The organism is Xanthobacter cornucopiae (assembly GCF_043195065.2).
Lineage (GTDB): Bacteria > Pseudomonadota > Alphaproteobacteria > Rhizobiales > Xanthobacteraceae > Xanthobacter.
In genome coordinates, this window is record NZ_CM195531.1 from 519,184 (window position 1) to 543,060 (window position 23,877).

22 protein-coding genes are annotated in these 23,877 nt (G+C 70.0%); 7 read left to right on the forward strand and 15 right to left on the reverse strand.

Going from position 1 to position 23,877, the window contains the following annotated elements; genetic code table 11:
• Nucleotides 1-110: 110 nt before the first annotated feature.
• Nucleotides 111-1,787, reverse strand: coding sequence for a sensor domain-containing diguanylate cyclase (locus V5F53_RS02285; protein ID WP_393996854.1), 1,677 nt, complete (start codon nucleotides 1,785-1,787; stop codon nucleotides 111-113).
• A gap of 602 nt (nucleotides 1,788-2,389) precedes the next feature.
• Between V5F53_RS02285 and V5F53_RS02290 the strand changes: the two genes are divergently transcribed.
• Entirely contained in the window at nucleotides 2,390-2,566 is a 177-nt protein-coding gene (locus V5F53_RS02290) for a hypothetical protein (protein WP_393996855.1), read from the forward strand.
• A gap of 97 nt (nucleotides 2,567-2,663) precedes the next feature.
• Here V5F53_RS02290 and V5F53_RS02295 read toward each other — a convergent pair whose 3' ends face one another.
• From V5F53_RS02295 to V5F53_RS02355, 13 genes are all read right to left on the reverse strand, one after another.
• Nucleotides 2,664-3,401 (reverse strand): cyclase family protein, encoded by a 738-nt coding sequence (locus tag V5F53_RS02295; RefSeq protein ID WP_393996856.1) that lies wholly within the window; start codon nucleotides 3,399-3,401, stop codon nucleotides 2,664-2,666.
• A gap of 25 nt (nucleotides 3,402-3,426) precedes the next feature.
• The gene (locus tag V5F53_RS02300) at nucleotides 3,427-4,170 is read right to left on the reverse strand and encodes an ABC transporter ATP-binding protein (RefSeq protein ID WP_393996857.1); all 744 of its coding nucleotides are present in this window, start codon (nucleotides 4,168-4,170) and stop codon (nucleotides 3,427-3,429) included.
• Nucleotides 4,163-5,008: an ABC transporter ATP-binding protein gene (locus V5F53_RS02305; protein ID WP_393996858.1), complete on the reverse strand. Its 846-nt coding sequence runs from the start codon at nucleotides 5,006-5,008 to the stop codon at nucleotides 4,163-4,165. The genes V5F53_RS02300 and V5F53_RS02305 overlap by 8 nt, the downstream gene beginning before the upstream one ends.
• Nucleotides 5,008-6,882, reverse strand: coding sequence for an ABC transporter permease (locus tag V5F53_RS02310; RefSeq protein WP_393996859.1), 1,875 nt, complete (start codon nucleotides 6,880-6,882; stop codon nucleotides 5,008-5,010). Before V5F53_RS02310 ends, V5F53_RS02305 begins: the two co-directional genes overlap by 1 nt.
• Nucleotides 6,883-7,139: 257 nt before the next feature.
• Nucleotides 7,140-8,300: an ABC transporter substrate-binding protein gene (locus tag V5F53_RS02315; RefSeq protein ID WP_393996860.1), complete on the reverse strand. Its 1,161-nt coding sequence runs from the start codon at nucleotides 8,298-8,300 to the stop codon at nucleotides 7,140-7,142.
• A gap of 112 nt (nucleotides 8,301-8,412) precedes the next feature.
• Complete coding sequence (locus tag V5F53_RS02320) at nucleotides 8,413-9,210, reverse strand: ABC transporter ATP-binding protein (RefSeq protein WP_393996861.1); 798 nt, start codon at nucleotides 9,208-9,210, stop codon at nucleotides 8,413-8,415.
• Entirely contained in the window at nucleotides 9,210-10,001 is a 792-nt protein-coding gene (locus V5F53_RS02325; protein WP_393996862.1) for an ABC transporter permease, read from the reverse strand. The genes V5F53_RS02320 and V5F53_RS02325 overlap by 1 nt, the downstream gene beginning before the upstream one ends.
• 6 nt (nucleotides 10,002-10,007) lie before the next feature.
• A complete protein-coding gene (locus tag V5F53_RS02330) occupies nucleotides 10,008-10,973 on the reverse strand; it encodes an ABC transporter substrate-binding protein (protein WP_393996863.1) in 966 nt (321 codons plus the stop codon).
• Between the two features lie 50 nt (nucleotides 10,974-11,023).
• Nucleotides 11,024-12,082 (reverse strand): ABC transporter substrate-binding protein, encoded by a 1,059-nt coding sequence (locus tag V5F53_RS02335; RefSeq protein WP_393996864.1) that lies wholly within the window; start codon nucleotides 12,080-12,082, stop codon nucleotides 11,024-11,026.
• Between the two features lie 49 nt (nucleotides 12,083-12,131).
• A complete protein-coding gene (locus tag V5F53_RS02340) occupies nucleotides 12,132-12,911 on the reverse strand; it encodes an ABC transporter permease (protein WP_393996865.1) in 780 nt (259 codons plus the stop codon).
• Nucleotides 12,908-13,774 (reverse strand): ABC transporter ATP-binding protein, encoded by an 867-nt coding sequence (locus tag V5F53_RS02345; protein WP_393996866.1) that lies wholly within the window; start codon nucleotides 13,772-13,774, stop codon nucleotides 12,908-12,910. The genes V5F53_RS02340 and V5F53_RS02345 overlap by 4 nt, the downstream gene beginning before the upstream one ends.
• Entirely contained in the window at nucleotides 13,774-14,208 is a 435-nt protein-coding gene (locus V5F53_RS02350) for a GlcG/HbpS family heme-binding protein (protein ID WP_393996867.1), read from the reverse strand. Before V5F53_RS02350 ends, V5F53_RS02345 begins: the two co-directional genes overlap by 1 nt.
• Nucleotides 14,201-15,118 carry a dihydrodipicolinate synthase family protein gene (locus V5F53_RS02355; RefSeq protein ID WP_393996868.1) on the reverse strand — a complete coding sequence of 306 codons (918 nt, stop codon included), beginning with the start codon at nucleotides 15,116-15,118 and terminating at the stop codon, nucleotides 14,201-14,203. The genes V5F53_RS02350 and V5F53_RS02355 overlap by 8 nt, the downstream gene beginning before the upstream one ends.
• Before the next feature lie 221 nt (nucleotides 15,119-15,339).
• Between V5F53_RS02355 and V5F53_RS02360 the strand changes: the two genes are divergently transcribed.
• The 6 genes from V5F53_RS02360 to V5F53_RS02385 all read left to right on the forward strand — a co-directional run bounded on the left by V5F53_RS02360 (nucleotide 15,340) and on the right by V5F53_RS02385 (nucleotide 23,101).
• Complete coding sequence (locus V5F53_RS02360; protein ID WP_393996869.1) at nucleotides 15,340-17,091, forward strand: thiamine pyrophosphate-binding protein; 1,752 nt, start codon at nucleotides 15,340-15,342, stop codon at nucleotides 17,089-17,091.
• Between the two features lie 92 nt (nucleotides 17,092-17,183).
• Nucleotides 17,184-18,671: an aldehyde dehydrogenase gene (locus tag V5F53_RS02365; RefSeq protein WP_393996870.1), complete on the forward strand. Its 1,488-nt coding sequence runs from the start codon at nucleotides 17,184-17,186 to the stop codon at nucleotides 18,669-18,671.
• A gap of 130 nt (nucleotides 18,672-18,801) precedes the next feature.
• Nucleotides 18,802-19,734: a LysR family transcriptional regulator gene (locus V5F53_RS02370; RefSeq protein ID WP_393996871.1), complete on the forward strand. Its 933-nt coding sequence runs from the start codon at nucleotides 18,802-18,804 to the stop codon at nucleotides 19,732-19,734.
• 180 nt (nucleotides 19,735-19,914) lie between these two features.
• Nucleotides 19,915-21,087 carry an LLM class flavin-dependent oxidoreductase gene (locus tag V5F53_RS02375; protein ID WP_393996872.1) on the forward strand — a complete coding sequence of 391 codons (1,173 nt, stop codon included), beginning with the start codon at nucleotides 19,915-19,917 and terminating at the stop codon, nucleotides 21,085-21,087.
• Nucleotides 21,084-22,388, forward strand: coding sequence for an LLM class flavin-dependent oxidoreductase (locus V5F53_RS02380; RefSeq protein WP_393996873.1), 1,305 nt, complete (start codon nucleotides 21,084-21,086; stop codon nucleotides 22,386-22,388). The genes V5F53_RS02375 and V5F53_RS02380 overlap by 4 nt, the downstream gene beginning before the upstream one ends.
• Nucleotides 22,385-23,101, forward strand: coding sequence for an enoyl-CoA hydratase/isomerase family protein (locus tag V5F53_RS02385; RefSeq protein ID WP_393996874.1), 717 nt, complete (start codon nucleotides 22,385-22,387; stop codon nucleotides 23,099-23,101). Before V5F53_RS02380 ends, V5F53_RS02385 begins: the two co-directional genes overlap by 4 nt.
• A gap of 245 nt (nucleotides 23,102-23,346) precedes the next feature.
• On the opposite strand, the gene V5F53_RS02390 is transcribed toward V5F53_RS02385, so the two are convergent.
• Nucleotides 23,347-23,835: a Rap1a/Tai family immunity protein gene (locus V5F53_RS02390; RefSeq protein WP_393996875.1), complete on the reverse strand. Its 489-nt coding sequence runs from the start codon at nucleotides 23,833-23,835 to the stop codon at nucleotides 23,347-23,349.
• Between the last annotated feature and the right edge of the window lie 42 nt (nucleotides 23,836-23,877).

Below are 23,877 nucleotides of genomic sequence, written 5' to 3' on the forward strand. Positions count from 1 at the left end.
GGCTGCCGTTGCGCAGGGGCTTGCGCCGGAGCTGCGCCGTCCCGCGGGCGGTGGCGCTCGATCCGCGCGGCGTCCCGGCCGGTCCGGGCGGACGTGGGAGGAGGAGCGGCCTATGCCTGCGCCAGTGCCGCGTCGGGACGGATGACGACCCGGTTGCGCCCCGTCGCCTTGGCGGCATAGAGCGCCTCGTCCGCCTGGCGCAGGATCTCGGCCGCGGTATCGCCCGGGGTGGGCCGCATCGACGCCACGCCGATGCTGACGCACACCTGGTGCAACGCCGGGGTGCTCGGGCTGGGGGTGGTCAGGTGCATGATGTTGGTGCGGATCTTCTGGGCGACCTGCATCGCCGCGATGGCGCCGGTGCAGGGCAGCAACACCGCGAATTCCTCGCCCCCGTAGCGGGCGGCGAAATCGCCGGGCCGCCGCACGCTCTCGGAAATCTGCCGGGCGATGCGCCGGAGCACCTCGTCGCCGACCGCATGCCCATGGCTATCGTTGATCGCCTTGAAGTGATCCACGTCGATCATGAGAACGGAGACTTCCACCTTGTGCCGGATGGCGCGCCGGATCTCGTTGCTCATGGCCATGTCGAAGGCGCGCCGGTTGGGGATGCCGGTCAGGGCGTCGGTCACCGCCATCATCTCGAGCTGCTCCTCCATGTCCTGGCTGCGCGCGAGGGCCTGGCGCAGGCCATGGAACAGCAGCACGATGAGGATGCAGACGATGATGGTGACCGCCAGCGTCACCAGCGCGCGCTCGTTCCATTCCTTCATGGCCGCGGTGGTGGAGATGCCGATCGACAGCAGAAGCGGAAAATCACCTACCTTCGCGCTGAGATAATACCGACGCGTTTGATCGAGGCGGGAGCTGTCGACGAACGGCTCGCCGGGCTGCTGGAGCATCTTCTGGAATATGGTGGACGTGGAGATGTCGACGCCGATGTTCTCGTCGTTGGCGATCGGCGGGTAGCGGTACAGCAGGACCCCGTCGGTGCGTGCGAGCGCGATCGCGCCGCCCGGGCCGAGGTCCACCTGCTGGAACATCCGGCGGAAGAACTCCATCCGGATCGAGGCCACGGCGATGCCGGCGAACTCCCCCTCTGCGGTGGCGATGCGCCGGCTGAGCGCGACGCTGGGCTCGCCGGCGCGAATGCGGCTGAAAAAGGGGCGGCTGATGAAGGTGGCGCCGTGTCCCGGGGTGCGATGGATCTGGAAATAATCCCGGTCCGCGAAATTGAAGTCGCGCGGGGTGGGGAAGCTGGAATCGAACCGGATATTGCCGTTTGCGTCCATGGTCAGCATGGCGCCGAGAAACTGGGCGCTGGCGGCGCGGTCGAAAAGCAGCATGTTGCGGACTTGTGGGGGAAGATCATCAACCCCTTCAATGCGTGACGCCGTTTCCAGTCCGATCAGCGAAAGCTCGATGATCTCCAGGTTGCGTTCGATGGTGGCGGCGATGGTGTGCAGCACGTTTTCGGCCGACCGGGTCGCGAGCAGCCATGTGGCCTGGTACGAGCGGTACAACGCATAGCCCTGGGCGCAGATGATGACGGCGACCAGCAGCGCCAGAATGAAGGGAAAGCCCGCGCCCCGTGCGAGGCGCTTCAGGGAATCTTTCATGTGCGCCATCTTGCCCCGGGACGTGGTCCAGCCTGCTTGCGTCTTGAACGCGGCCGGCTTCGCGGCAGACCGCCCTCGGCGCCTCATGATGCACACAGCGCAGGTCTTTGGCATCACCTGCGGGCGCGCGGTGACCTTGCGTTCGTTCGGTGCGCGTGTCTCCTCCATCCCAGACCAGGGCACCTGTCATCGGAGTGTGATGATATTTGGAGCGAGGCCGGCATGGCAATGCGGTCCGCGTGCGCCGGGTGGCCGCCGGCGGCGCGGCGGCACGGTGGTGACCTAGGGTCATGTGTGAGCTAAAAATAGTCGTGACCCTGAAATTCACTGTTTCTAACGTATAGCTGTGTATTTTCGGGGCCAGGGGACGGGCTTTGCTTCCGCGCGCGCGAGCGGGCGACGGGGGTTTATCAACACGATTTTACAGCGATTCTGGGCCGCGGGCGTTCCCCTCGCCGGTTGCCGGCACCGGATTCCCAGGGGGGCGGCGCTGGGCGGCGCTGTCTTCAGCGCGCCGGGCGGACGACCGGGCCGCTGGCGGGGCGCGGCGTTTGCGCGCGCCTCCTTGCGGGGCTGGTCCTGGCGGGCGGCGGCGGCTGGCCGGCGATCCCCCGGAAAGGCCGTGAATGCGGGTCCTTGGTGCCGCCTGCGCTGCGCTGCGCCAAAAGTCATTGACGTCACGCAAGGATGAAAATTCTTTTGCCGCCTGTGGCCGCAATGTGTCAATGATCCGGCCGGCGAACGAATTGAATTTATGAGGACGCGATCTCATGGCCGAAACGAATGCCGCGGGCGGAAACCCGCTCGCCGCGATTTTCATTCTTCTCATTCTGGTTGCGGCTCTTGCCGGCGGCATCGTGTTGTGGGGGCCCGCGGTTCTCGGGCTGACTGGCGTTGTCGGAACCTTCCTGATGTTCATCGCCCTGCTGGTGGTGACCGTTTCCTGACGCAAGGTTCGGAGCGCGCCGGCCGCCAGTGCCGGCGCGCCATCGCCGGCTCCGGGTGCCTCCACCGCTGCGAGCGGAGACCGGGAGGCCGATGGCCTCAGCCCGCGAGCGGGCGTGCGGCGACGCGGGCGGGGGCGCCATCGCCGCCCACCACCGGCAGCGCGCCGAAGAAGAACTCCGCCCTTTGGCCGACCAGCGCATCATGGCCGGTGAGGTGCTCGCAGATCAGCACTCCGTGGCTCAGGAGCAGCTTGTGGACCGGCCAGTCGAAGCCCGCCGGGCGCAGGTGGCCGGCAAGGTCCGGGGTGGGAAAGTCCACGGCCAGCAGCTTGATGCCCTGCGCCACCAGCCACGCCGCCGCCTCCAGGCTCAGGCTGGGGTGCCGGTCGTAGAGCGGGGTGCCGGTGTGGGCCGACCAGCCGGTGTGGAGGGCGAGAATATCGCCCGGTTCCAGGCGCGGCGTCGCCGCTTCGAGCGCCCGCGTCTCGATCAGCCCTTCCGCCTCCACCGCCACCGGCCAGACCACGCCGGGACCGCTGAGGCGGTCCAGCGGAATGTCTTCGAACGCCGGGCCGTCGGTGAAGAAGTGGCGGGGCGAGTCCACATGGGTGCCGACGTGGGCGACGAACTCCAGGCTGGAGATGGTGATGGGATCGGCCGGCAGCGCCTTCAGCGTGTCGAAGCGGGGCGGCGGAAAAACCGGCAGGCGCGGCACCTCGGGGCCGAACGGGTGGGTCAGGTCCAGCCAGGGACCGGCGGGCCGGGCGTCGGGCCGGGCGGCAGGCAGGGGGCGCCATCCGGTCCATCCGGTGCCGAAGGTGTGACGGTCGCACATGGCCTTGTCTCCTCGTCGGGGGGGATCACTCCTGGCCGAGATAGGCCCGCTGCACCGCCGGATCGCCGGCCAGTTCCGCCGCCGGGCCGGCGCGCACCACCGCGCCGTGCTGGAGCACGTAGGCGCGGTCGGCCAGCTCCAGCGCCAGCCGGGCGTTCTGCTCGACGATCAGCAGGGTGAGCCCGTCGGCCTTCCAGCCCGCCAGCACGTCGTGCACCTGGTCCACGAACAGCGGCGACAGCCCCATGGAGGGCTCGTCGATGCACAGCAGGCGGGGCCGGCGCAGCCATGCGCGGCCCAGGGCCAGCATCTGCTGCTCGCCGCCCGACAGGGTGCCGGCCGCCTGCCGGCGCCGCTCCTTCAGGCGGGGAAAGGCGGCGAACACCCGCTCCAGCTCCGCTTCCAGGCCCGTGAGGTCGTGCCGGCGCGGGTAGGCGCCGAGCAGCAGGTTTTCTTGCACCGACATGCGCGGAAACACCCGCCGGCCCTCGGGCACGCTGCCGAGGCCGGCGGCGATGATGTCGGGCGTCGGCTGCCCGTCGATGCGCACGCCGTCGAGGAAGATGGCGCCCCGCGTGGGCCGCACCAGGCCGAGCACGGCCTTGAGGGTGGTGGACTTGCCGGAGGCGTTGCCGCCCAGCACCGCCACCGCCTCGCCGGCCTTTACCTGCAGCGAGACCCCGAACAGCGCCTGCACCGCGCCGTAATGCACGTCGACGGCCTCGATGCGGAGACGAGGTGCGGGTTCAGCCGGGGCGGGTTCAGCCAAGATGGGCGTCCTTGAACAGCTGGCGGTCGGGGCGGGCGTGGCCGAGATAGGCTTCCACCACCTTGGGATGGCTGAGCGCGTCCTCCGGCGGGCCCTCCACCAGGAGCGCGCCCTGGTTCAGCACCAGCACCCGTTGCGCCACCTGCCGCACCAGGGACAGTTTGTGCTCGATGACCAGGATGCCGATGGCCGGATGGGTGCGGCGCAGGTCGCCGATCAGCGCCGTCAGCTCGGCGGTTTCCGTGGGGTTCATGCCGGCGGTGGGCTCGTCCAGCAGCAGGTAGCGCGGCGCGCCGGCCAGCACCCGGGCGATCTCCAGCCGTCGCCTGTTGGCATAGGAGAGCGAGGCGGCGGGCGCCGTCCGGCGCGGCCACAGGCGATCGCCGAACAGCTTCAGCGCGGCCTCCGCCGCCGCTTCCTCGCGGGCGACGCGCCGGCGCCAGAACGGCAGGCCCAGCACCGCGCCGAGGCTTTCGCGCAGCGGATCGATGGCGCGCCGGCCATCGCCCCGCAGCAGGTGAAGCTGGCGGCCCACCAGCACGCTCTCCCACACCGAAAGGGCCGGGAACACCCGCGAGGTCTGGAAGGTGCGGCCGACGCCGAGGGCGGCGATGCGCTCGGGGGACCGTCCGTCCACCCGCGCGCCGTCCACCAGGAGCCGGCCGCCGTCGATGCGGTCCACCCCGCTCATGAGCTGCATCACGGTGGATTTGCCGGCGCCGTTGGGCCCCACCAGCGCCACCGTCTCCCCCGGCTTCAGGTGGAGCGAGACGCCGTCCACCGCGCGCACGCCGCGAAAGGCCTTGAAGACGTTCTCCACCCTATAGCCGGCGGTCATCAGCGCGCTCCCAGAAGACCTTGCGGCCGCAGCCGCAGCATGGCGAGGAGAACGAGGCCGAAGGCGATCATCCGCCAGTCGGCGAGGGCGCGCAGCAGCTCAGGGGCGAGGGTCAGCAGGAAGCCGGCCAGGGCCGCGCCGGTGATGTTGCCGAGCCCGCCCAGCACCGCCATGGTGACGACGACGATGGACAGCTCCACCGTGAAGCTTTCCGGGCTGACCACCGTCTGCACATAGGCCAGGAGTCCGCCCGCCAGCCCGGCCAGGGCCCCGGAGACGGCGAAGGCCAGCAGGATATAGCGCCGCACCGGGATGCCGGCGGCGTGGGCGGCCAGCCGGTCCTCGCGGATCGCCCGCCAGACCCGGCCGATGCTCGACCCCACGAAGCGCTCGGCCACGAGCAGGCCGAGGGCGACGGCCGTCAGCACCAGCCAGTATTTCTGCCCGAGGCTGGCGAGCTTGAGGTCGCCGAAGGCCGCCAGCACCGGCGCCGGCACATTGGGAATGCCGAGCGGCCCGCGCGTCAGCGATACCCAGTTGAGAAAGACGAGATGGCCGATCTGGCCGATGGCCAGGGTGCCGAGCGCCACCGTGTGCCCCGACAGGCGCAGCAGCGGCAGGGCGGCGGCCACCGCCACGGCGGCGGTGAGGACGATGGCGGCGGCGAGGGCGGCTTCCGCCGGCCAGCCCTGGAACCGGGCCAGCAGCGCCACCGCATAGGCGCCGACGCCGAACAGGGCGGAATGGCCGATGGACAGCAGCCCCAGCGTCCCCGACACCAGGCTGACGCTGGCGGCCAGCAGCGCGAAGATGAGGCCGAAGGTGACCGCCTGAAGCCCATAGCCGGCGCCGATCAGCAGCGGCAGCGGCGCCAGCGCGGCGGCGACCAGCGGGAAGCCCCAGGCCGGAAGGGTGATGACGCGACCGCTGGCCGGTCCGCCGCCGGCGGCGAGCAGGCTGGTGCTGGGTGCCGCGCCGGCCGCCGCGTGGGCGCCGCCGAGGGCTTCCAGGCGGTGGTCCCCGAGCAGGCCCTGGGGCCGGAAGGTGAGCAGCAGCAACAGGATGGAGAAGGCCACCACATCGCGATAGGTATCGCCGAAATAGCCGCTGGCCAGCGTCTCCGACACGCCGAGGACAAGGCCGCCGACAAGGGCGCCGGGAATGGAGGTGAGCCCGCCCAGCAGCGCCGCCGCGAAGCCCTTGAGGGCGAAGGGCAGGCCCATCTGCGGGAACACGCTCTGGAAATAAAGCGCCACGAAGATGCCGCTCAGCGCCCCGAGCGCCCCGGCGAGGGCGAAGGAATAGAGCCGCATGGCATCGGTGCGGATGCCCATCTGCAGGGCGGCGTCGCGGTCCTCAGCGGTGGCGCGCAACGCCCGCCCGACCCAGGTGCGCGACAGCACCAGCACCAAAGCGGCGGCGGCCAGCAGGCCGAAGCCGAAAATGGCGATGTCGGTGCCGGTCACATAAGCGGCGCCGATGAAGATGCGCTGCTCGGACAGGGGCGAGGGGAAGGCCTGCGGCTCGGGGGTCCAGATGATCTCGGCGGCCTGGTCCAGAATCATGGCGATGGCGAGGGTGGACAGCAGGGGCGCGATGGCGCTGGCTCCGCCGAGCGGGCGCAGCGCCACCCGCTCCAGCAGCGCGCCGAGGCCGGCCACCAGGATCACCGACAGCAGCGCCGCCGGAATCAGCGGCAGGCCCAGCCAGGCGACGCCGGTGTAGGCCAGGAAGGCCCCCAGCATGAACAGGGCGCCCTGGGCGAAATTGATGATGTTCGCCACCCCGAACACCATTGCGAAGCCGAGCGCGATGAGCGCGTAGACCTGGCCGATGACGAGGCCGTTCAGGATCTGGCTGAGGAAGAGTTCCATGGAAGGCCTGACGGGGACGGCGGCGCGCCGTCGCGGGGGACGAACGCGCGGCCAGGATGTCGCGCTCACGTCGCGGGCGGTTCTGGGCTGATGGCTTGGATTTGGCGGCTTGGATCTGGCGGCTTGGATTCGGGGTGGCGAGCATCTGCCGCCGCCGGCGGCTACCTCGGGCCCGGGTGCCGGGCGATGGCCGACCTTGGCCCGGCGCGGAGGGCCGGGAGCTCCGGGATGCGCGGTGGCGGCGCATCCCGGAGCCGCTACAGGGCCGAATAGGCGCCGTCGCGGATGGTGATGATGGTGGGCTTCTTGGTCACGTCGCCGCGATTGTACTTGGTGACGCCGGTCACGCCCTCGTAGGCGGGACCGTTGTCGAGCGCGTCGCGCACCGCCTCGCCGGTGATCGGCTTGCCCGAGGCCGCCACCCGGCGGATCGCGTCGATGGAGACGCCCGCGGTGTCGTAGGCGAGCGCGGCCCACTGGTCGGGCGGGCGCTTGTAGCGGGCCTCGTAGGCCTTGACGAAGTCCTGCTTGGCGGGATCTCCGACGAAGAAGATGGTGTGCAGCACCACCCCGTCCGCATCCTTGCCGGCGAGCTCGATGAACTTGGGATTGGTGAGCGGGGTCGGCCCGCCGATGGGGATGTTCACTCCCGCCTGTCGCAGATGCTGGGTGAGGATGGCCGCTTCCTGGGCGTAGAGCGCCACGAACACCGCGTCCGGATTCAGCGACTTGATCTTGGAAACCAGCGGGCGGAAGTCCTTGGAGTTCGGCGCCACCGGCTCCAGCAGCAGCACCTTGCCGCCGCCCTTCTCCACCGCCTCGGCGGTGGTCTTGGAGGAGAACTGGCCCCAGTCGTCCTGGTTGTAGGGAATGACGACGGTCTTGGCCTTCAGCTTGTCGAGGATGATCTCGGCGTTGGTGAGGGCGAGATTGTCCTCGCGGTTGTTCTGGCGGAACTGGTAGTCGCTCTGCCGGGTGAAATCGGGATGGGAGACCGAGGGGCTGACCTGCGGAATCTTGGCCTCGCCGAAGATGGGCGCGGCGGCGAGCGAGGCGGTGGTGGAGAAGCCGCCGATGGCCAGCACCAGGCCGGGGGTGTTCACCAGCTTCTGGGCGATGGTGGCGGCGTCCTTGGGCTGGTTGCGGTCGTCCTCGACCACCAGCTCGATGGGGCGGCCGTCGATGCCGCCCTTGGCGTTCACCTCATCCACCTTCAGTTCCACCGCCTCGCGAAAGCGCACGCCATAGGCGGCCACGTTGCCGGTGAGCGGGGCGAAGAAGCCGATGCGGATGGGCTCGGCCGCGCGCGCCGGCGCCATCGCGCCGGAGAGCGACACAAGGGCGCCGACCGAGGCCGCGAGGGTTGCGGCGCTGAGGAGCGCGCGGCGGTTCAGGGGGGGGTCTGAGGTGCGTGACATAAGTCTATTAAATCAATAAAATAACTTTATTGTCAACGTCACCACGGCTCCGCTCCCATGCGCGTCCACGCATAGCGGCTATGTTGCCGGGGTGCCGGGCGGTTCGCCGCCGTCAGCTCCCCGCATCGACGCTGGTGGCGGCGCGCGTGGCCTCGGCCTCGATGAGGGTCCACACCTCGTCCATCAGGCCGAGAAAGGCCGGCGTGCGCTTCAGCGGCAGCGCGCGGGGGCGGGCGAAGGGCACGGCGATGTCGGCCACCACCCGGCCGGGCCGCGCGCCGAACACCAGCACCCGGTCGGCGAGGTAGATCGCCTCGTCGATCTGGTGGGTGATGAACAGCACCGTCTTGCGCCTTTGGGCCCAGATCTTCAGCAACTCCCGCTGCATGATCTCTCGGGTCTGGGCATCGAGGGCGGCGAACGGCTCGTCCATCAGGAGGATGTCGGGATCGATCGCCAGCGCGCGGGCAAGGTTGACGCGCTGGCGCATGCCGCCGGACAGCTCGTGGGGGAACAGCTCGGCGGCATCGGCGAGGCCCACCAGCTCGATCAGCTCGGCCGCCCGCGTCAGCGCCGCCTTGCGGCTGGCCCCCTGCAGCTCCAGGCCGAACACCACATTGTCGACCACCCGCCGCCACGGCAGCAGGCTGTCATGCTGAAACACCAGGCCGCGGTCAGGCCCCGGGCCGTGGATGGGGTGGCCGCCGACCCGGATCTCGCCGCCATCGGGTGCCGCCAGCCCCGCCACCAGGCGCAGGAAGGTGGTCTTGCCGCAGCCGCTGGCGCCGACGACGCAGATGAACTCGCCCGGGGCGATGGCGAGCGACACTTCCGACAGCACCGTGCGGCGGTCGGCACCGCGGCCCTCGAAGCTCTTGGACAGGTTTTTGACTTCAAGCGCGGGCGCCATCAGGAAATCTCCGCCACGGTGGCGCGCCAGGGGGCGATGCGCCGTTCCAGCGCGTGCAGCGCCTCGGTGAGGATGAGGCCCACCAGCGACAGCACCAGCACTCCGAACAGCACCACCGGCGTGTCGAAGCTCTGGCCGGCGGTGGCGATGAGGAAGCCCACCCCGCCATTGGCGGCGAACAGCTCCCCCACCACCACGCCGGTAAGGCCCCGGCCGATGCCGAGCCGCAGGCCCACCACCACCGCCGGCAGGGCGGCGGGCAGCAGGATCTTGGTGAAGCGCTGCAGGCGGCTGGCATTGAAGGCCCGGCCCACGTCCACCAGATGGCGATCGATGGTGGACACGCCCGAATAGGTGGAGAGCAGGATGGGGAACACGGACACGATGAAGACGATGGCGATCTTGGAGGCGTAGCCGAGCCCGAACACCACGATCAGCAGCGGCATCAAGGCCACCAGCGGGCTCGAATAGAGGAACGACACCCAGGGGTCGAAGATGTCGCGGGCGAAGCGGTTTACCGCCATGAGCAGGCCGAACGCCACGCCGACCAGCGCCGCCAGGGCGAAGCCGCCGGCGAATTCGGCCATGCTCACCGCCAGATGGCGGCCGAGCTCGCCGCTCGCCGTCAGCGTCCAGCCGACGGCGAGCACCTTGGACAGGGGCGCGAACAGGATCGGGTTGGTGACCACGAAGCGGCCCACCAGCTCCCACAGCACCAGCCCGCCCACCACCGAGGCGAGACCGCGGACCAGCCGGCAGCGCCGCGCCCGGACGACACGTCGTTCAGCCATGGCCGGTCACGGCTTGCCGGCGGCGGCGAGGGCCGACAGATCGACGAACCCGGCCGGATCGTCGGTGCTCTTGCGGATGTCGAGATAGGGCTTGAGATCGGCGGCGGTCAGGGCGAGATCGGGGGAGATCACCCGGTCGGGGCCGAAATAGAAGTCATAGGTTTTGGCGGCGTCCTCGGGGCTGGACTTGATGGCCTTGACCAGGATGTCGATGGCGGCCTGGCGGTTCTTGTGGTCGTACAGCCACTGCGCGCCGCGCCGGGCGGCGGCGAGGAAGCGGGCGGCCTCCTCGGGGTGGCTCTTCAGCCAGGTCCCGGTGGCGGCGAACACGATGTAGGGGCCGGTGAAGGCGTCGGCGGTGTCGCCCAGCTTCACCTTGCCGTCGGCCACGGCCTTGAAGTCGATGGGCTGCGACAGCAGCGCCGCCGCCACGCCGCCGTTCTGCAGCGCGGCGAAGCGGTTGGGCGTCGCTCCCAGCGCCACCAGCTGGTAGTCGTCCGCCTCCAGGCCGTTCTTCTTCAGCAGCTGCCGCACCATGGTGGCGGCCGCCTCGTTGAGCTGGGTGACGGCGATGGCCTTGCCCTTGAGGTCGGCATAGCCGCGGATGTCGCCCTGGGCGACGAGCGAGAACGAGGTGCGGCGGGTTTCCGTGCCGATGGCCTTGACGTCGCCGCCCTTCTCTGCGGCGGCGATGACCAGTTCCGCCGGCACCGACACGATGTCCACCGCCCCCGTCACCAGGGTCTGGATGGCCTGGCTGGCGCTGTCGATGCGCGTCGCCGTGATGTCGAGGCCGGCTTCCTTGGCGAAGCCCAGTTCGATGGCGGCGAACACGTCCCAATAATAGGCGGTGGAGGAGATGTAGCCGTAGGTCAGCGGCCGCACGGGGGCCGGGGCCGTCTGGGCGAAGGCGGTGGGGGCGCCGAGCAGCGCGCCGGCGAGGGCGAGGGTGGCGAAGGCCGAACGGATCATGGGGCGCAACCGGGGCGGGAGGAACGGAAGGGGACGGCGGGCGCGCGGGCTCATTTCCGGAAGGCGCTCCACAGCGGGGCGAAGGAGGTATCCACCACCTCGTCGAAGCTGGGGGCGGGAGCGGCGATGGCGCCGCTCTTCAGCAGCAGCTCGGAGGTCTTGGCCACGTTCTCGGGGCTCAGCGCCGGGGCGAAGCTGTGCGCCTGCCGGGCCAGCGAGATCTTCACCACGTCCACCCCCGAGCCGCCGTACTCGCGATCGGCGATGGCGGCCAGGGCATCGATGTTGGCGGGATCGACGATGTAGCTCTGGGCCTTGACCAGCGCCCGCACCACCTTCTCGACGATGGGGCGGTTCGTCTTCACATAGTCGCGGGTGGTCTGCAGGGTGATGTAGCCGAGGCCCTGGAACACCTTCGGTCCCTCGCCGGTGGTGATGTTGAGCACATAGGCCCACTTGTTGCTCTTCTCCACCGCGATGACCGACCACGGCTCCATCACGAACGCAGCCTCGATCTCCCCCGCTTCGCCGGCGGTGAGCTGACGGTCGGCGCCGCGGATGGGCACCAGCGTCACGTCCTTCTCGGCGTCCAGGCCGGCATCGGCGAGGATGTAGCGGGTGGACACGTCGGCGAAGCCGCCGCGCGCCAGGGTGCCGATCTTCAGGCCCTTGAGGTCGGCCACCGTCGGCTTGCCGGCGAGTTTATCGGCCACGTCCTTGCGCACGATGACGGCGCCGGCGAAGTCGGTCTGCAGGTTGAGCACCGACACCAGCTTCTGCCCGTTCTTCACCGCCTTGATGTTGTTCTCGAAGGCGGCGTCGATGAACTGCACCGAGCCGCCGATGAGCGCGGCGGTCGCCGGGGTACCGCCGGCGAAATAGTCGATGCCGACGTCCAGCCCTTCCTCGGCGAAGAAGCCGCGCTCCTTGGCCACCACCACCGGCAGGCCCAGAAGCGAGCGGTTGGAGATGCCGATGGCGATCTTTTCCGGCGCGGCGGCCGCCTTGTCCGCGGCGTGGGCGAGGCCGGAGACGAGGCCGCCGGCGAGCGGCAGGGCGAGGCCGGCGGCCAGCACCAGCCGGCGCAGGGGATTGAAGCTGTGGGTCACGGGGCTCTCCTTGGATCGGGTGCGGAAGGGAAGGGGAGGCGGCCGGCGGCTAATGGGCCGCGTCGCGCCAGCGCATGAGGGCGTTGGAGATGGCCAGCACCAGCCGGTCGAGGCCGAAGGCGGCCAGCATCAGCACGGTGAGCGGCATCAGCATGCCGGTCACGTTGAAGTCGCCGGCGGCGCGGTCGATCATGTAGCCGATGCCGGCGCGCGCCGAGATCAGCTCGCCGACGATGGCGCCGATGATGGCGAAGGAAATGGACACCCGCAGGCCGGAGAACAGCCACGGCACGCAATTGGGCAGCAGGACCTTGAAGAAGATCTGCGCCCGCGACGCCCGGAACACCTGCATCAGCTTGACCAGAGCCGGATCGACGCTGCGCAGGCCCTCGTAGGTGTTGATCATCATCGGCACCACCACCAGCGACACCGCCAGCACGAACTTGGAGGCGAAGCCGATGCCCACGAACATGATGATGAGCGGCGCCAGCGCCACCCGAGGCAGGCTGTTGAGGGCGATGACGAACGGTTCCAGCGCCGCGCCCACGAGCCGGCTCAGGCCCAGCAGCAGGCCCAGCAGCACGCCGAGCCCGGCGCCGACCGCGAGCCCGGCCAGGGTCTCGCCGCCGGTCACCAGGGTATGGCGGACGATCTCGCCGGTGCGCAGCGCGGCGATGAAGGCCTCGAGGATGCGGCTCGGGCTGGAGACCCAGAACGGGTCGATGACGCCGATGCGCCCCAGCCCCTCCCACAATGCCAGAACGACCACCAGGATGGCCGCCTGAAGCGACAGGATGGTGCCGGGCGCGGCCGGCCTTGGCGCGCTCATGCGGGCTCCTCCCCGGCGTCGGGGCCATCGGGCGGCTCCTGCCGCAGGTGGTCCCAGATGCGGTCCAGGAGCAGGTTGAAGCGCGGCAGGTTGTGGAGCCTCTGCACGTCGCGCGGGCGGGGCAGCTCCACCGCGTATTCGGCGACCACCCGGCCCGGCCGGGCGCCCATCACCAGCACCCGGTCGGCGAGGGCGATGGCTTCGGCCAGATCATGGGTGACGAGCAGCACCGACTTGCGTTCAGTGGCGCTCGCCGCTTCCCAGGTGCGCAGGAACAGCGCGTGGGCGTTCAGCTTGGTCTGGGCGTCGAGGGCGCCGAACGGCTCGTCCATGAGTAAAAGCGCTGGGTCGGCCACCAGGGTGCGCGCCAGCGCCGCCCGCTGGCGCATGCCGCCGGACAGCTCGGCGGGAAAATGCAGGGCGTGGCCCTCCAGGCCCACCTGGGCCAGCATATGGGTGGCCCGCCGGCGCCGCTCGGCGCGGTCCATGCCGGCCACTTCCAGCCCCAGCTCCACATTGCGCAGCACCGTTCGCCACGGCAGCAGCGCATGGGTCTGGAACATGTAACCGACACCGGCGGCGCCGGGCGGCCCGCCCAGCACCGAGACGCTGCCGGTTTTGACCGGTAGCAGGCCGGCGATGAAATTGAGCAGGGTGCTCTTGCCGCAGCCGCTGGGGCCGACGATGGCGACGAACTCGCCGGCCGCGAGGGTGAGGTCGATGCCGGACAGGATCGGGGTGTGCCCGCCGCCGCGTGCGGCGACGCGAAAGCTAAGGCCGCGGATGGAGACGGCGGGCGCGCCCGCGCCCGCCGCCGCGCCCGGCGCGGTGGCGCGGGCCGCGGCGTCCGCCGTCGCGGCCATCAGGCGGTGAACCCGGTGACGGCGTGGAAGTGGTCGAGCGCCGCCTGGGCCACCACCTGGTCCTCGCCGGCAGTGCCGGAGCTGATGCCCACCCCGCCGACGATGGCGCCATCCACGATCACCGGCAGGCCGCCACCGATGATGGAGAAACGCCCGCCATTGGTGATGTGGATGCCGAAGGTGGGCTGGCCGGGCTGGCAGAGCTGGTTGTAGACGTGGGTGCCCTTGCGCGCCGCCGCCGCCGTGAAGGCCTTGTCGATGGCGATGGAGATGGAGCTGATCTTGCCGCCGTCCATGCGCTTGAAGGCGATCAGGTTGCCGCTCTCGTCGGCCACCGCGATGCACATGGGAATGTGAAGGGCGAGGGAGGATTGAACCGCCCCGTCCACCAGGATCGTGGCTTCGGCGTCGGACAGGCGTTTGATCTCAAGCATCGGCGGGCTCGCGGGCGGGGACGGGGGAGGCGAGGGCGGTGGTGGCGAGATAGGCGTGAAGCGCCTCGAGGTCGGCGCCGGACACCGGGGCATAAGGCGGGTAGGGCAGGCCGGCGGGCACCCCCAGCCAGGTGGAGGCGGCCTTCATCACGGCAGCGAGGCCATTGCCCATCCAGCGGTTTGGAAAGGTGGCGAACTGCTTCTGCAGGGCGATGGCGCGGGCGGTGTCGCCGGCCGCGAAGGCATCGATGGCGTGGCGCGCGATTTCCGCCGCCGGCGGCGGCAGGGTGATGCCGGAGCCGCCGAGCTGCAGGGTGATCAGCAGCATCTGCATGGTGGTGAAATAACGGGCGTGCCCGGCGAGCTCGATCTCGGCGATGAGGCGCGAGACCCGCGCCAGGTCGCGCGAGCTTTCCTTGATGAACTTCACGCGGTCGAGCTTGGCCAGCTCGATGGTGGCGGGAATGGAGACGTCGGCGCCCGGGCCGGCGTTGAGATAGAGCATGATGGGCAGGCGGGTTTCCCGCGCCACCAGCTCGAAATAGCGCACCAGCTCGGCGGTGGTGGGGGCTCCGCCCGTGGGCTTCAGCGGCGCCAGCAGCTGCAGGGCGCTCGCCCCCAGTTCCTCGGCGAAATGGGCAAGGGCGACCGCGACCTTGAACGAGGGGTGGGAGATACCCACTGCCACCGGGCGCCGTCCGTCCACCCGCTCCACCGTGGCGCGGATGAGGTCCTTGCGCTCCTCGAAGGTGAGATACTGGTATTCTTGCGCCTCGACGCCGGCGGCGATGACCATGGAGGCGCGGCAGCGCTCCACCACATAGTCCACGCCGGCCCCAAGCGCCGCGAAATCCACCTTCAGGTCGTCGGTGAACGGCGTCAGCGGGGGAACGATCGTCCCGGAAATCATCTGTCACGTCCTCAGCCGGAGCGCGAGCGGGCGCAGGGCGCGCCGGTCGCGGGGTCCGTAGGGTAAATCACAATATATAAAATCGATAAAATTAATCATTTCTCATAGCAGCTATGGCCGGTGCCGCATTGGCCTCACCGGGGGCGCTATGTGACCCTCGCCTCGGCCGCTTCCGAGCGATGGGTGAAAATGTGAGTATCGTCAGTAGTGTAGACCGGCCCGTGGCAAGCGGTGCGAACGGCGTCTGGGGCAGCGATGTGATCGCCGACACGCTGCGTCGTCTCGGCGTGAAATATGCGGCGCTCACCCCCGGATCGAGCTTTCGCGGCCTCCACGACAGCCTCGTCAACCACCTCGGCAACGAGGCGCCGCATCTGCTGCTGTGCCTGCACGAGGAGCATGCGGTGGCCATCGCCCACGGCTACGCGAAGGTCACAGGCGAGCCGCTGGCCGCCATCGTGCACAGCAACGTCGGCCTGATGCATGCCTCCATGGCCGTGTTCAACGCCTGGTGCGACCGGGTGCCCCTGCTGCTGCTGGGCGCCACCGGCCCGGTGGATGCCGCGGCCCGCCGCCCCTGGATCGACTGGCTGCACACCTGCCGCGACCAGGGCGCGTTGATCCGCCATTACATCAAGTGGGACGATCAGCCGGCCTCGATCCCGGCGGCGGTGGAGGCGCTGGTGCGGGCGGATGCCATAACCCGCACCGCTCCGCACGGCCCGGTCTATGTGAATCTCGATCTCCAGCTCCAGGAACAGCGCCTCGACGGCGCGCCGCCGGCGCCGGACCTGCGGCGGTTCAAGCCGCCGCGGCCGGCGGCGCCTCCCACCGAGGCGGTGGCCGAGGCGGTGGCGCTGTTTGGCGGCGGCGCGCGGGTGGTGATCCTGGCCGGCCGCACCTCGCGCCGGCCGGCCGACTGGGCGCGGCGGGTGGCGCTGGCTGAGCGCCTGGGCGCGCGGGTCATCACCGACATCCGCGTCGGCGCGGCCTTTCCCACCGATCACCCGCTCCATGTGGGCAAGCCGGCCATGTTCCTCGATGCCGCCGGAGCGCAGGCGCTGCGGGCGGCGGATGTGATATTGAGCCTGGACTGGCTCGACCTGGCCGGCACCTTGAAGCTGGCGGCGGCCGGCGGCGCGCCGCTGCGCGCCCGCGTGATCCAGGTGTCGCTGGACCACCAGCTGCACAACGGCTGGGGCATGGAGCATCAGGCGCTGCCGGCGGTGGACCTCTCCATCGCCAGCCTGCCGGACCTCGCCGTGCATGCCCTTGCCGATGCCCTCGGCGTGGGCGAGGGCACGGCGCCCGCCGAGGCGCCGACCCGGCCGGCGGTGGCGCCGGTTGCCGCCGACAGCGCGCTCGACATCCGCCGCCTCGCGGCCGCCCTGGGCGCGGGCCTGGCGGGCGAGCGCGTGTGCCTGGTGCGGTTGCCGCTGGGGTGGAGCGGCGATGAATGGCATTTCCGCCATCCCCTCGATTTCCTTGGCTATGACGGCGGCGGCGGCGTCGGTTCCGGTCCCGGCATGCTCATCGGCGCGGCGCTGGCGCTCGACGGCAGCGGCCGGCTGCCGCTGGCGGTGCTGGGCGACGGCGACCTGCTGATGTCGGCGAGCGCCCTGTGGACCGCCGCCCGCTATCGCATTCCGCTGATCGCCGTGATCGCCAACAACCGCTCCTTCTTCAACGACGAGGTGCACCAGGAGCGGGTGGCGCTGCACCGGGGCCGGCCGGTGGAGAACAAGGGGATCGGCCAGCAGATCGCCGGGCCGGACGTGGACATCGCCGCCCTGGCGCGGGCGCAGGGGGTGGAGGCCATCGGCCCGGTGGCGCGGGCGGGCGAACTCACCGCTGCCGTGCGCCGGGCGGTGGAGATCGCCAAGGCTGGCGCGCCGGTGCTGATCGACGCCCGGGTCGTGCCCGGCTACGGCGCCGGCGTGTCCTCCGCCCTCACCGCCAAGACATCGAGCTGACGGTCAAGGCATCGAGCTGGCCGTCAATCGCACCCTGACCGCGGCGGGGCTTGCCTGCCCGCGGGATGATCGCTGCCGAAGGAGCACGCGTCATGACCCCTCTTGAGACCCCCGCGCAGGGGCTGCCCACCTATGGTCTTTACATTGGCGGAGCCGAGGTGCCGGCCCGCCGCAGCTTCCAGAGCCTCAACCCGTACACCGGCGCGCCGTGGGCGGTGGTGGGGGAGGCCGATGCCGAGGAGGTGGACCGCGCGGTGCGGGCAGCCCGCACGGCCTTCGCCGAGGGCCCCTGGCCGCGCCTCACCGGCGTCGAGCGGGCGGCGCTGCTGCGGCGGCTCGCCGACATCATCGCCCGCGACGCCGAGGTGCTGGCGCGCATCGAGCTGAAGGACAATGGCAAGCTCTATCGCGAGCTGATCGGCCAATGGCGCGACCTGCCGAACCACTTCCTGTTCTTCGCCGGCCTCGCCGACAAGATCAGCGGCGAGGTCGCGCCCTCCGACCGGCCCAATTTCTTCATCTACACCCGGCGCGAGCCGCTGGGCGTGGTGGCCGCCATCACCCCATGGAACTCGCCGGCCCTGCTGCTGGCCTACAAGCTGGCGGCCGGACTGGCGGCCGGCTGCACCTTCGTGGTGAAGCCGTCCGAGCATGCGCCGGTCTCGACGCTGGAGCTGGCGCGGCGCATCGCCGAGGCCGGCTTTCCCGACGGCGTGTTCAACGTGGTGACGGGCCAGGGCGAGACCGGCGCCGCCCTGGCCCGTCATCCCGGGGTGGACAAGATCGCCTTCACCGGCGCCACCGCCACCGGCAAGCGCATTGCCGCCGAGGCGGCGGCGAACCTGACCCGGGTGTCGCTGGAACTGGGCGGCAAGTCGCCCAACATCGTGTTCGATGATGCGGACCTCGATCTTGCCGCCAACGGCGCCGTCGCCGGCATCTTCGGCGCCACCGGACAGACCTGCATGGCCGGCTCGCGGCTTCTGGTGCATGAGCGCGTTCACGACGCGCTGGTGGAAAAGCTGGCGGCGCGCACCCGCGCCATCCGCCTCGGCGATCCCGAGCACCCCGAGACCGAGATGGGGCCGGTGGCGAACCCGCCGCAATACCGCAAGGTGCTGGACTATCTCGACGTGGCGCGGGCCGAAGGCGCGCGCCTGGTCACCGGCGGCCGCGCCGCCCCGCTCGGCGGCCTGTTCGTGGAGCCCACCATCTTCGCCGATGTCACCAACGACATGCGCATCGCCCGCGAGGAGGTGTTCGGGCCGGTCCTGTCCGTCCTGAGGTTCAAGGACGAGGACGAGGCGGTGCGCATCGCCAACGACACACGCTTCGGCCTGGCCGCGGCGGTATGGACGCGCGATGTCTCCCGCGCCCACCGGGTGGCGCACCGGCTGCGCGCCGGAACGGTGTGGATCAACGCCTATCGCGTGGTGTCCTACACCGCCCCCTTCGGCGGCTTCGGCGAAAGCGGCCTCGGCCGTGAAAACGGGGTGCACGCGGTGCAGGAGTTCACCGAGCCGAAGTCGGTCTATGTGGAGCTGTCAGGGGCGCCGCGCGATCCCTTCAAGCTCGGGTAACGGCCGTCCGGGTCTTGGAATAAATATATTAAAACAATCATTATAATTGACATAAAAACGGCCGCCCCCCTATCCTCGGCCGGGCAGAGGGGCGGCCCGGCAATCCCCCCGTGACAGACGAGGGACCCACTTGAACATCCGGCAGCTGCAGCTTTTCGTCGAGATCGCCCGCAGTGGCAGCCTCTCGGGCGCGGCGGCGGTGTTGGGCACGGACCAGCCGTCCCTGAGCCGGCAGGTGAAGCAGCTCGAGGAGGAGGTGGGGGCGCGGCTGTTCTTCCGCACCGGGCGCGGGGTCAAGCTCACCGACGTGGGCGACGACCTGCTCGGCATCTCCAACCGCTACCTTAACGACATGTCGGACCTGCGCCAGCGCATCCAGGACGAACGCGCCCATCCGCGCGGGCGGGTCTCGCTCGGGGTGGTGCAGTTCCTCGGCGCCACCTTCGCGCCCGATCTGCTGATGCGGTTCCGGGAGATGTTTCCTGACATCGCGGTTCACATCACCGGCGGCAACAGCGGTGTCATCCACGAATGGCTGCTGAACGGGCGCATCGATGTCGGCATCCTCTACGATGCCGGGCGCTCCCATGAGCTGAGCGGCGAGCCGATCCTGAAGGAAAGAACCCATCTGTTCGGTTCCCGCGCCCTGGCCGAGGCGCACGGCATCGCGGATGCCGACCATGTGCCGCTGACGGCGCTGGCGCGATTGCCGCTCATCCTCACCAGCCGCCATCACGGCCTGCGGCGGGCCATCGAGCATCAGGCGGCCCGCGCCGGAACGCGCCTGTCCATCGCCTATGAGGTGGACAATCTGGCCACCATCAAGGCCCTGTGCCGCGCCGGGGCCGGCTTCGCGCCGCTGCCGTGCGGCGCCCATGCCGAGGATTGCGCGCTGGAGCAGGGTTTCGCCGCGCCCATCACCCCGGACATCGAGAGCGTGTTCTCCATGGTGTTCGCGCGCCACCGCCCGCTGACTCCGGCGACCCGGGAACTGGCCGGGCTGATCCGCACCGAGATCCGCAAATATGCCCTGCGCCAGGGGCAGTCCGCGGCGGCCTGCTGAGCCGCGGCGCCTTCAGGGCCAAGCCTTTCCGCGACACTTGCGGTTCCCGACATGGCGGTTATGGCGCTCCGCCGGGCGTCCCCTTTGGTGTGGGGCGTGACAAGCTGCGCGCGAAACTCCCGCCCCGCTGAAGCGGGGCGGGACCCCCTTGTCCGCCCCGTTCCAACAGCGCGAAAACCCATGACCTCAGCTTCCGAAGCCGTCGCCGGGCCCCTCGATTTCGAGGACAGCCCGCTTGCGCGCGCCGCCCGCCAGCCGCTCATGCTTGGCCTGTTCCTGCCCACCCAGACCGGCGGCTATTCCCAATCCACCCACCCGCGCGGCACCCGCTGGGATTTCGAGTACAACAAGGCCCTCACCTTGAAGGCGGAGGCGCACGGCTTTGACTTCGTGTTCAGCCTGCAGCAGTGGCTGCCCAAGGGCGGATTCGGCGGCGAGGCCCATTATCGCGAGAACTTCCTCGATCCTTTCATCACCACGGTGGCGCTCGGGGCGGTGACGCGCCGCATCATCGCCATTTCCACCGTGCACGTGCTCTACGGCAACCTGCACCCGCTCTACCTCGCCCGCTTCGCCGCCACCGCCGACCACATCACCGGCGGCCGCTCCGGGGTGAACGTCATCACCGGCTACGATGCCCACGAGCCGCGCATGTTCGGCATGCAGCGGGTGGACCACGACCTGCGCTACGAGCAGGCCGATGAGTTCGTCTCCATCATGGAGGAGTTGTGGGAGGGGGAGGACAACGTCACCCGCGATGGCCGCTTCTACCAGCTCGACGGTGCCTATGTGTCGCCGCGTCCCCACTACGGCCGGCCCATCGTGGTGTCCGCCTGCGCCTCCGACGCCGGCTTCGACTTCGCCGCCCGCCACGCCGACGTGGTGTTCACCTCCAGCCCTGGCGGCGCGGTGTTCGAGACGGCGATCGCGGCGCTGCCGGCCCACACCGCGCGCATCCGCGCCGCCTATGCCAGGACCGGGCGCGCCGGCAAGATCATCATCTTCCCGCTCATCATCTGCCGGCCCACCCGCGCCGAGGCCCTGGCCTATCGCGACGCCATCGTCGAGCGGGCGGACATCGCCTCCATCGTCGCCTATACGGCGCGCCATTCGGGCGGCGACGCGCAGGGCTGGCCCAAGCACGTGCCGGCCGACCGGGTGCTGGGGGGCCACCTGCAGATTGTCGGCGACCCGCAGAGCGTGGCCGACGACATCGCGCGCCTGCACGCCGCCGGCTTCGACGGCATCCAGATCGGCTTCTACGACTATGGGCCGGAGCTGGATTTCTTCCTCGAGAACGTGTTGCCGCTGCTCGAGGCAAAGGGCCTGCGCCTGCCGGTGGCGGCGTCGTGAGCGCGCCCGGCCTCATCCTCAATGTCGCGGTGCTGGGCCTCGGCATGCACCTGGGCGGCTGGCGCAAGCGCGAGGGCTCGCCGTTCGACTATCTCGATCTGTCCTATTACCAGGACATCGGCCGCATCGCCGAGCGCGGCAAGCTGCACGCCGTGTTCCTGGCCGATACGCTGGCGGTGGCGGAGGAGAATTTCGAGCGCCCCAACCTCGGGGCGCTCGATCCGGCAGTGACGCTGGCGGCGGTGGCGGCCTCCACCCGCCACGTGGGCCTCGTGGCCACCGCCTCCACCACCTATAACGAGCCCTACAACCTGGCGCGCCGCACGGCCTCCCTCGACCATCTCAGCGGCGGTCGCGCGGCCTGGAACATCGTCACCACCTTCGTGCCCGACGTGGCCGCCAATTTCGGCGGCGACCCCCTGCCGCTCGGTCCCGAGCGCTACGCCCGGGCCGAGGAGTTCGTGGACGTGGTGCTGGCGCTGTGGGACAGCTGGAAAGAGGGCGCGCTGATCGGCGACAAGGCCGGCGGCCGCTTCGTGGACCGCGCCAAGGTGGCGCCCATCGACCACGTCGGCCGCTATTACAGCGTGCGCGGTCCCCTCACCCTGCCACGCTCGCCGCAGGGCCGGCCGGTCCTGTTCCAGGCCGGCAGCTCGCAGCAGGGGCGGCAACTGGCGGCACGGGTGGCGGACGCGGTGTTCACCGTCCATGCCACCCGTGACAGCGCCGCCGCCTATTACGCCGACATGAAGCGGCGCGCCGCCGGTTTCGGGCGCGCCGCGGATTCCCTCAAGATCCTGCCCGGCATCGTGCCGGTGCTCGGTTCCACGGTGGCGGAGGCGCGCCAGCGCAAGGCCGAGCTGGACGCCCTGGCCGGTGATGCCGAGCTGCGCAAGCTGGCGCTGCGGGTGGGAGTGCGAGTGTCCGATCTCGATCTCGACAAGCCGCTGCCGTTCGATCTCATCGCCGCCAACGGCGGCTTTCGCGCCTCCGAGGGGTTCCGCTCGGCGGCGGTGGAGCTCGGCCGGGCGGGGCCGCTCACCGTGCGCCAGATCGTCTACGAGAACGGTGGCGGCCATATCCAGGTGGTGGGTACCCCCGAGCAGGTGGCCGACACCATCGAGGATTGGTATCGCGCCAAGGCTGCCGATGGCTTCAACCTGATGATCGACACCCTGCCGTCGAGCCTCGACGACTTCGTGGATAGCGTCGTGCCCATCCTGCAGAAACGGGGCGTGTTCCGCACCGATTTCGCCGGCACCACGCTGCGCGCCAACCTGGGCCTGGAGACCCTGCCATGATCGACTACTCGGCCGCCGACGGCGTCGCGCGCATCACCTTCAACACGCCGCAGACGCACAATCATTTCACCTATCAGCTCATGCTCGATTATATCGCGGCCCTCGACGCGGCCCGCGCGAGCGGCGCCCGCGTGCTGGTGATCGCGGCCGAGGGCGAGCATTTCACCCTCGGCCGCGACCAGAAGGAGGTTCGCCCCGATGTGCCGCGCCGCCAGAACCTGGGCCTGATCCTGAAGGCCAACGCGGCGTTGCGGGCGTTTCCGGGGGTCAGCATCGCCCTGGTCAACGGCCGCGCCATGGGCTTCGGCTCCGGCGTGTCGCTGCACACCACCATCTCGCTGGCGGCCGACGATGCCATCTTCGGCTTCGACGAGATCGGCCATGGCCTCGCGCCGCTCATCGTGCAGGTCTACCTGCCTTATTTCATCGCCCCCCGCACGGCGCTGGAACTGGTGGCGACAGGCCGCGACGTGAGCGCCGAGGAGGCGGCCCGCATCGGCCTCGTGAGCCGGGTGGTGCCGAAGGCGCAACTCAAGGCCGAGGGCGAGGCGCTGGTGGAAAAGCTGCGCGCCAACAGCGCCGCCGCGCTCAGCCTCATCACCGCGTTCGGGCGGGAGGTGAACGGCTATCCCGATCCGGCGCTGGGCGAGGCGGCGGCCGACCGGCTCGCCGAGTGGATCGCCGCCGGCAAGCCGGTGCTGGCTGGCGCGTGACTGGCGCACGTCGCTGACCGGCCGGGGTGGGCCCGGCGAGGACCGGGCGCGAAGGCCGGGACGGCCTGCGCGGCATGTCCCGTCCCGGCCTCCCGCGCTCAGCGGGCCAGCGCCGGGGCGCGCCGCGGTCGGTGGCGGATCGTCCGCTGCCGGCGTTTCCCGTCAGGGCCGTGCCGCCCGCGACAGCGGTGGATCGTACCGGCGTCGGACATGGGGATGCCGTCGCCATCATCGCTCCGCCGGGGTTAGCGGGGCACGCTCTTGCAGGGGTAGGCGTCCAGAAGCGACCAATATATGAGGAGCGAGGGATTGTATTTCAGGTCATCCGGATTGTCGTGCACATATGTAAGGAAAAGGTCGACAACCTGACGGCTGGTGATCCCATCGGGCAGGCACACTCCAAGCGTATGTTGTCCGGTTTCGTTGTGAAAATTGAGGAAGGCGAGGGCGGAGTTGATCCAGCCGAGACAATATCCGCTTTGGTAGTTCTGAGTGTATTTGGTGATTTCCTCAGCTTCGTCGGTCTTCACCGACCATTCGAAGGCCGTGCAGCGTTCAACCATGCGTTGCGTGGAGGTCGAGCCTGTGCCGTAGGGCCCCTCCTGAAGCGGCGCGGTGATGACATCCTCCCACACGCCGAGATGAGGCCGCGGCCCGGCTGCATCCTCTGCCGACGCCGCGGCCAGTTGGGCGACCACGCCCAGGCTGAGGGCGGCGATACGAACACCTTCCATCTGCATTCTCCCGTGAGCTTCGAAGTCTGCCGTCCGGCGAGA

Coding starts and splice junctions, on each gene's coding strand:
- V5F53_RS02310 (WP_393996859.1), bottom strand. CDS start 6,882: ATGGAACTCTTCCTCAGCCAGATCCTGAACGGCCTCGTCATCGGCCAG.
- V5F53_RS02355 (WP_393996868.1), bottom strand. CDS start 15,118: ATGATTTCCGGGACGATCGTTCCCCCGCTGACGCCGTTCACCGACGAC.
- V5F53_RS02325 (WP_393996862.1), bottom strand. CDS start 10,001: ATGGCTGAACGACGTGTCGTCCGGGCGCGGCGCTGCCGGCTGGTCCGC.
- V5F53_RS02285 (WP_393996854.1), bottom strand. CDS start 1,787: ATGGAGGAGACACGCGCACCGAACGAACGCAAGGTCACCGCGCGCCCG.
- V5F53_RS02295 (WP_393996856.1), bottom strand. CDS start 3,401: ATGTGCGACCGTCACACCTTCGGCACCGGATGGACCGGATGGCGCCCC.
- V5F53_RS02375 (WP_393996872.1), top strand. CDS start 19,915: ATGACCTCAGCTTCCGAAGCCGTCGCCGGGCCCCTCGATTTCGAGGAC.
- V5F53_RS02350 (WP_393996867.1), bottom strand. CDS start 14,208: ATGCTTGAGATCAAACGCCTGTCCGACGCCGAAGCCACGATCCTGGTG.
- V5F53_RS02365 (WP_393996870.1), top strand. CDS start 17,184: ATGACCCCTCTTGAGACCCCCGCGCAGGGGCTGCCCACCTATGGTCTT.
- V5F53_RS02290 (WP_393996855.1), top strand. CDS start 2,390: ATGGCCGAAACGAATGCCGCGGGCGGAAACCCGCTCGCCGCGATTTTC.
- V5F53_RS02340 (WP_393996865.1), bottom strand. CDS start 12,911: ATGAGCGCGCCAAGGCCGGCCGCGCCCGGCACCATCCTGTCGCTTCAG.
- V5F53_RS02305 (WP_393996858.1), bottom strand. CDS start 5,008: ATGACCGCCGGCTATAGGGTGGAGAACGTCTTCAAGGCCTTTCGCGGC.
- V5F53_RS02385 (WP_393996874.1), top strand. CDS start 22,385: ATGATCGACTACTCGGCCGCCGACGGCGTCGCGCGCATCACCTTCAAC.
- V5F53_RS02315 (WP_393996860.1), bottom strand. CDS start 8,300: ATGTCACGCACCTCAGACCCCCCCCTGAACCGCCGCGCGCTCCTCAGC.
- V5F53_RS02330 (WP_393996863.1), bottom strand. CDS start 10,973: ATGATCCGTTCGGCCTTCGCCACCCTCGCCCTCGCCGGCGCGCTGCTC.
- V5F53_RS02345 (WP_393996866.1), bottom strand. CDS start 13,774: ATGGCCGCGACGGCGGACGCCGCGGCCCGCGCCACCGCGCCGGGCGCG.
- V5F53_RS02390 (WP_393996875.1), bottom strand. CDS start 23,835: ATGGAAGGTGTTCGTATCGCCGCCCTCAGCCTGGGCGTGGTCGCCCAA.
- V5F53_RS02320 (WP_393996861.1), bottom strand. CDS start 9,210: ATGGCGCCCGCGCTTGAAGTCAAAAACCTGTCCAAGAGCTTCGAGGGC.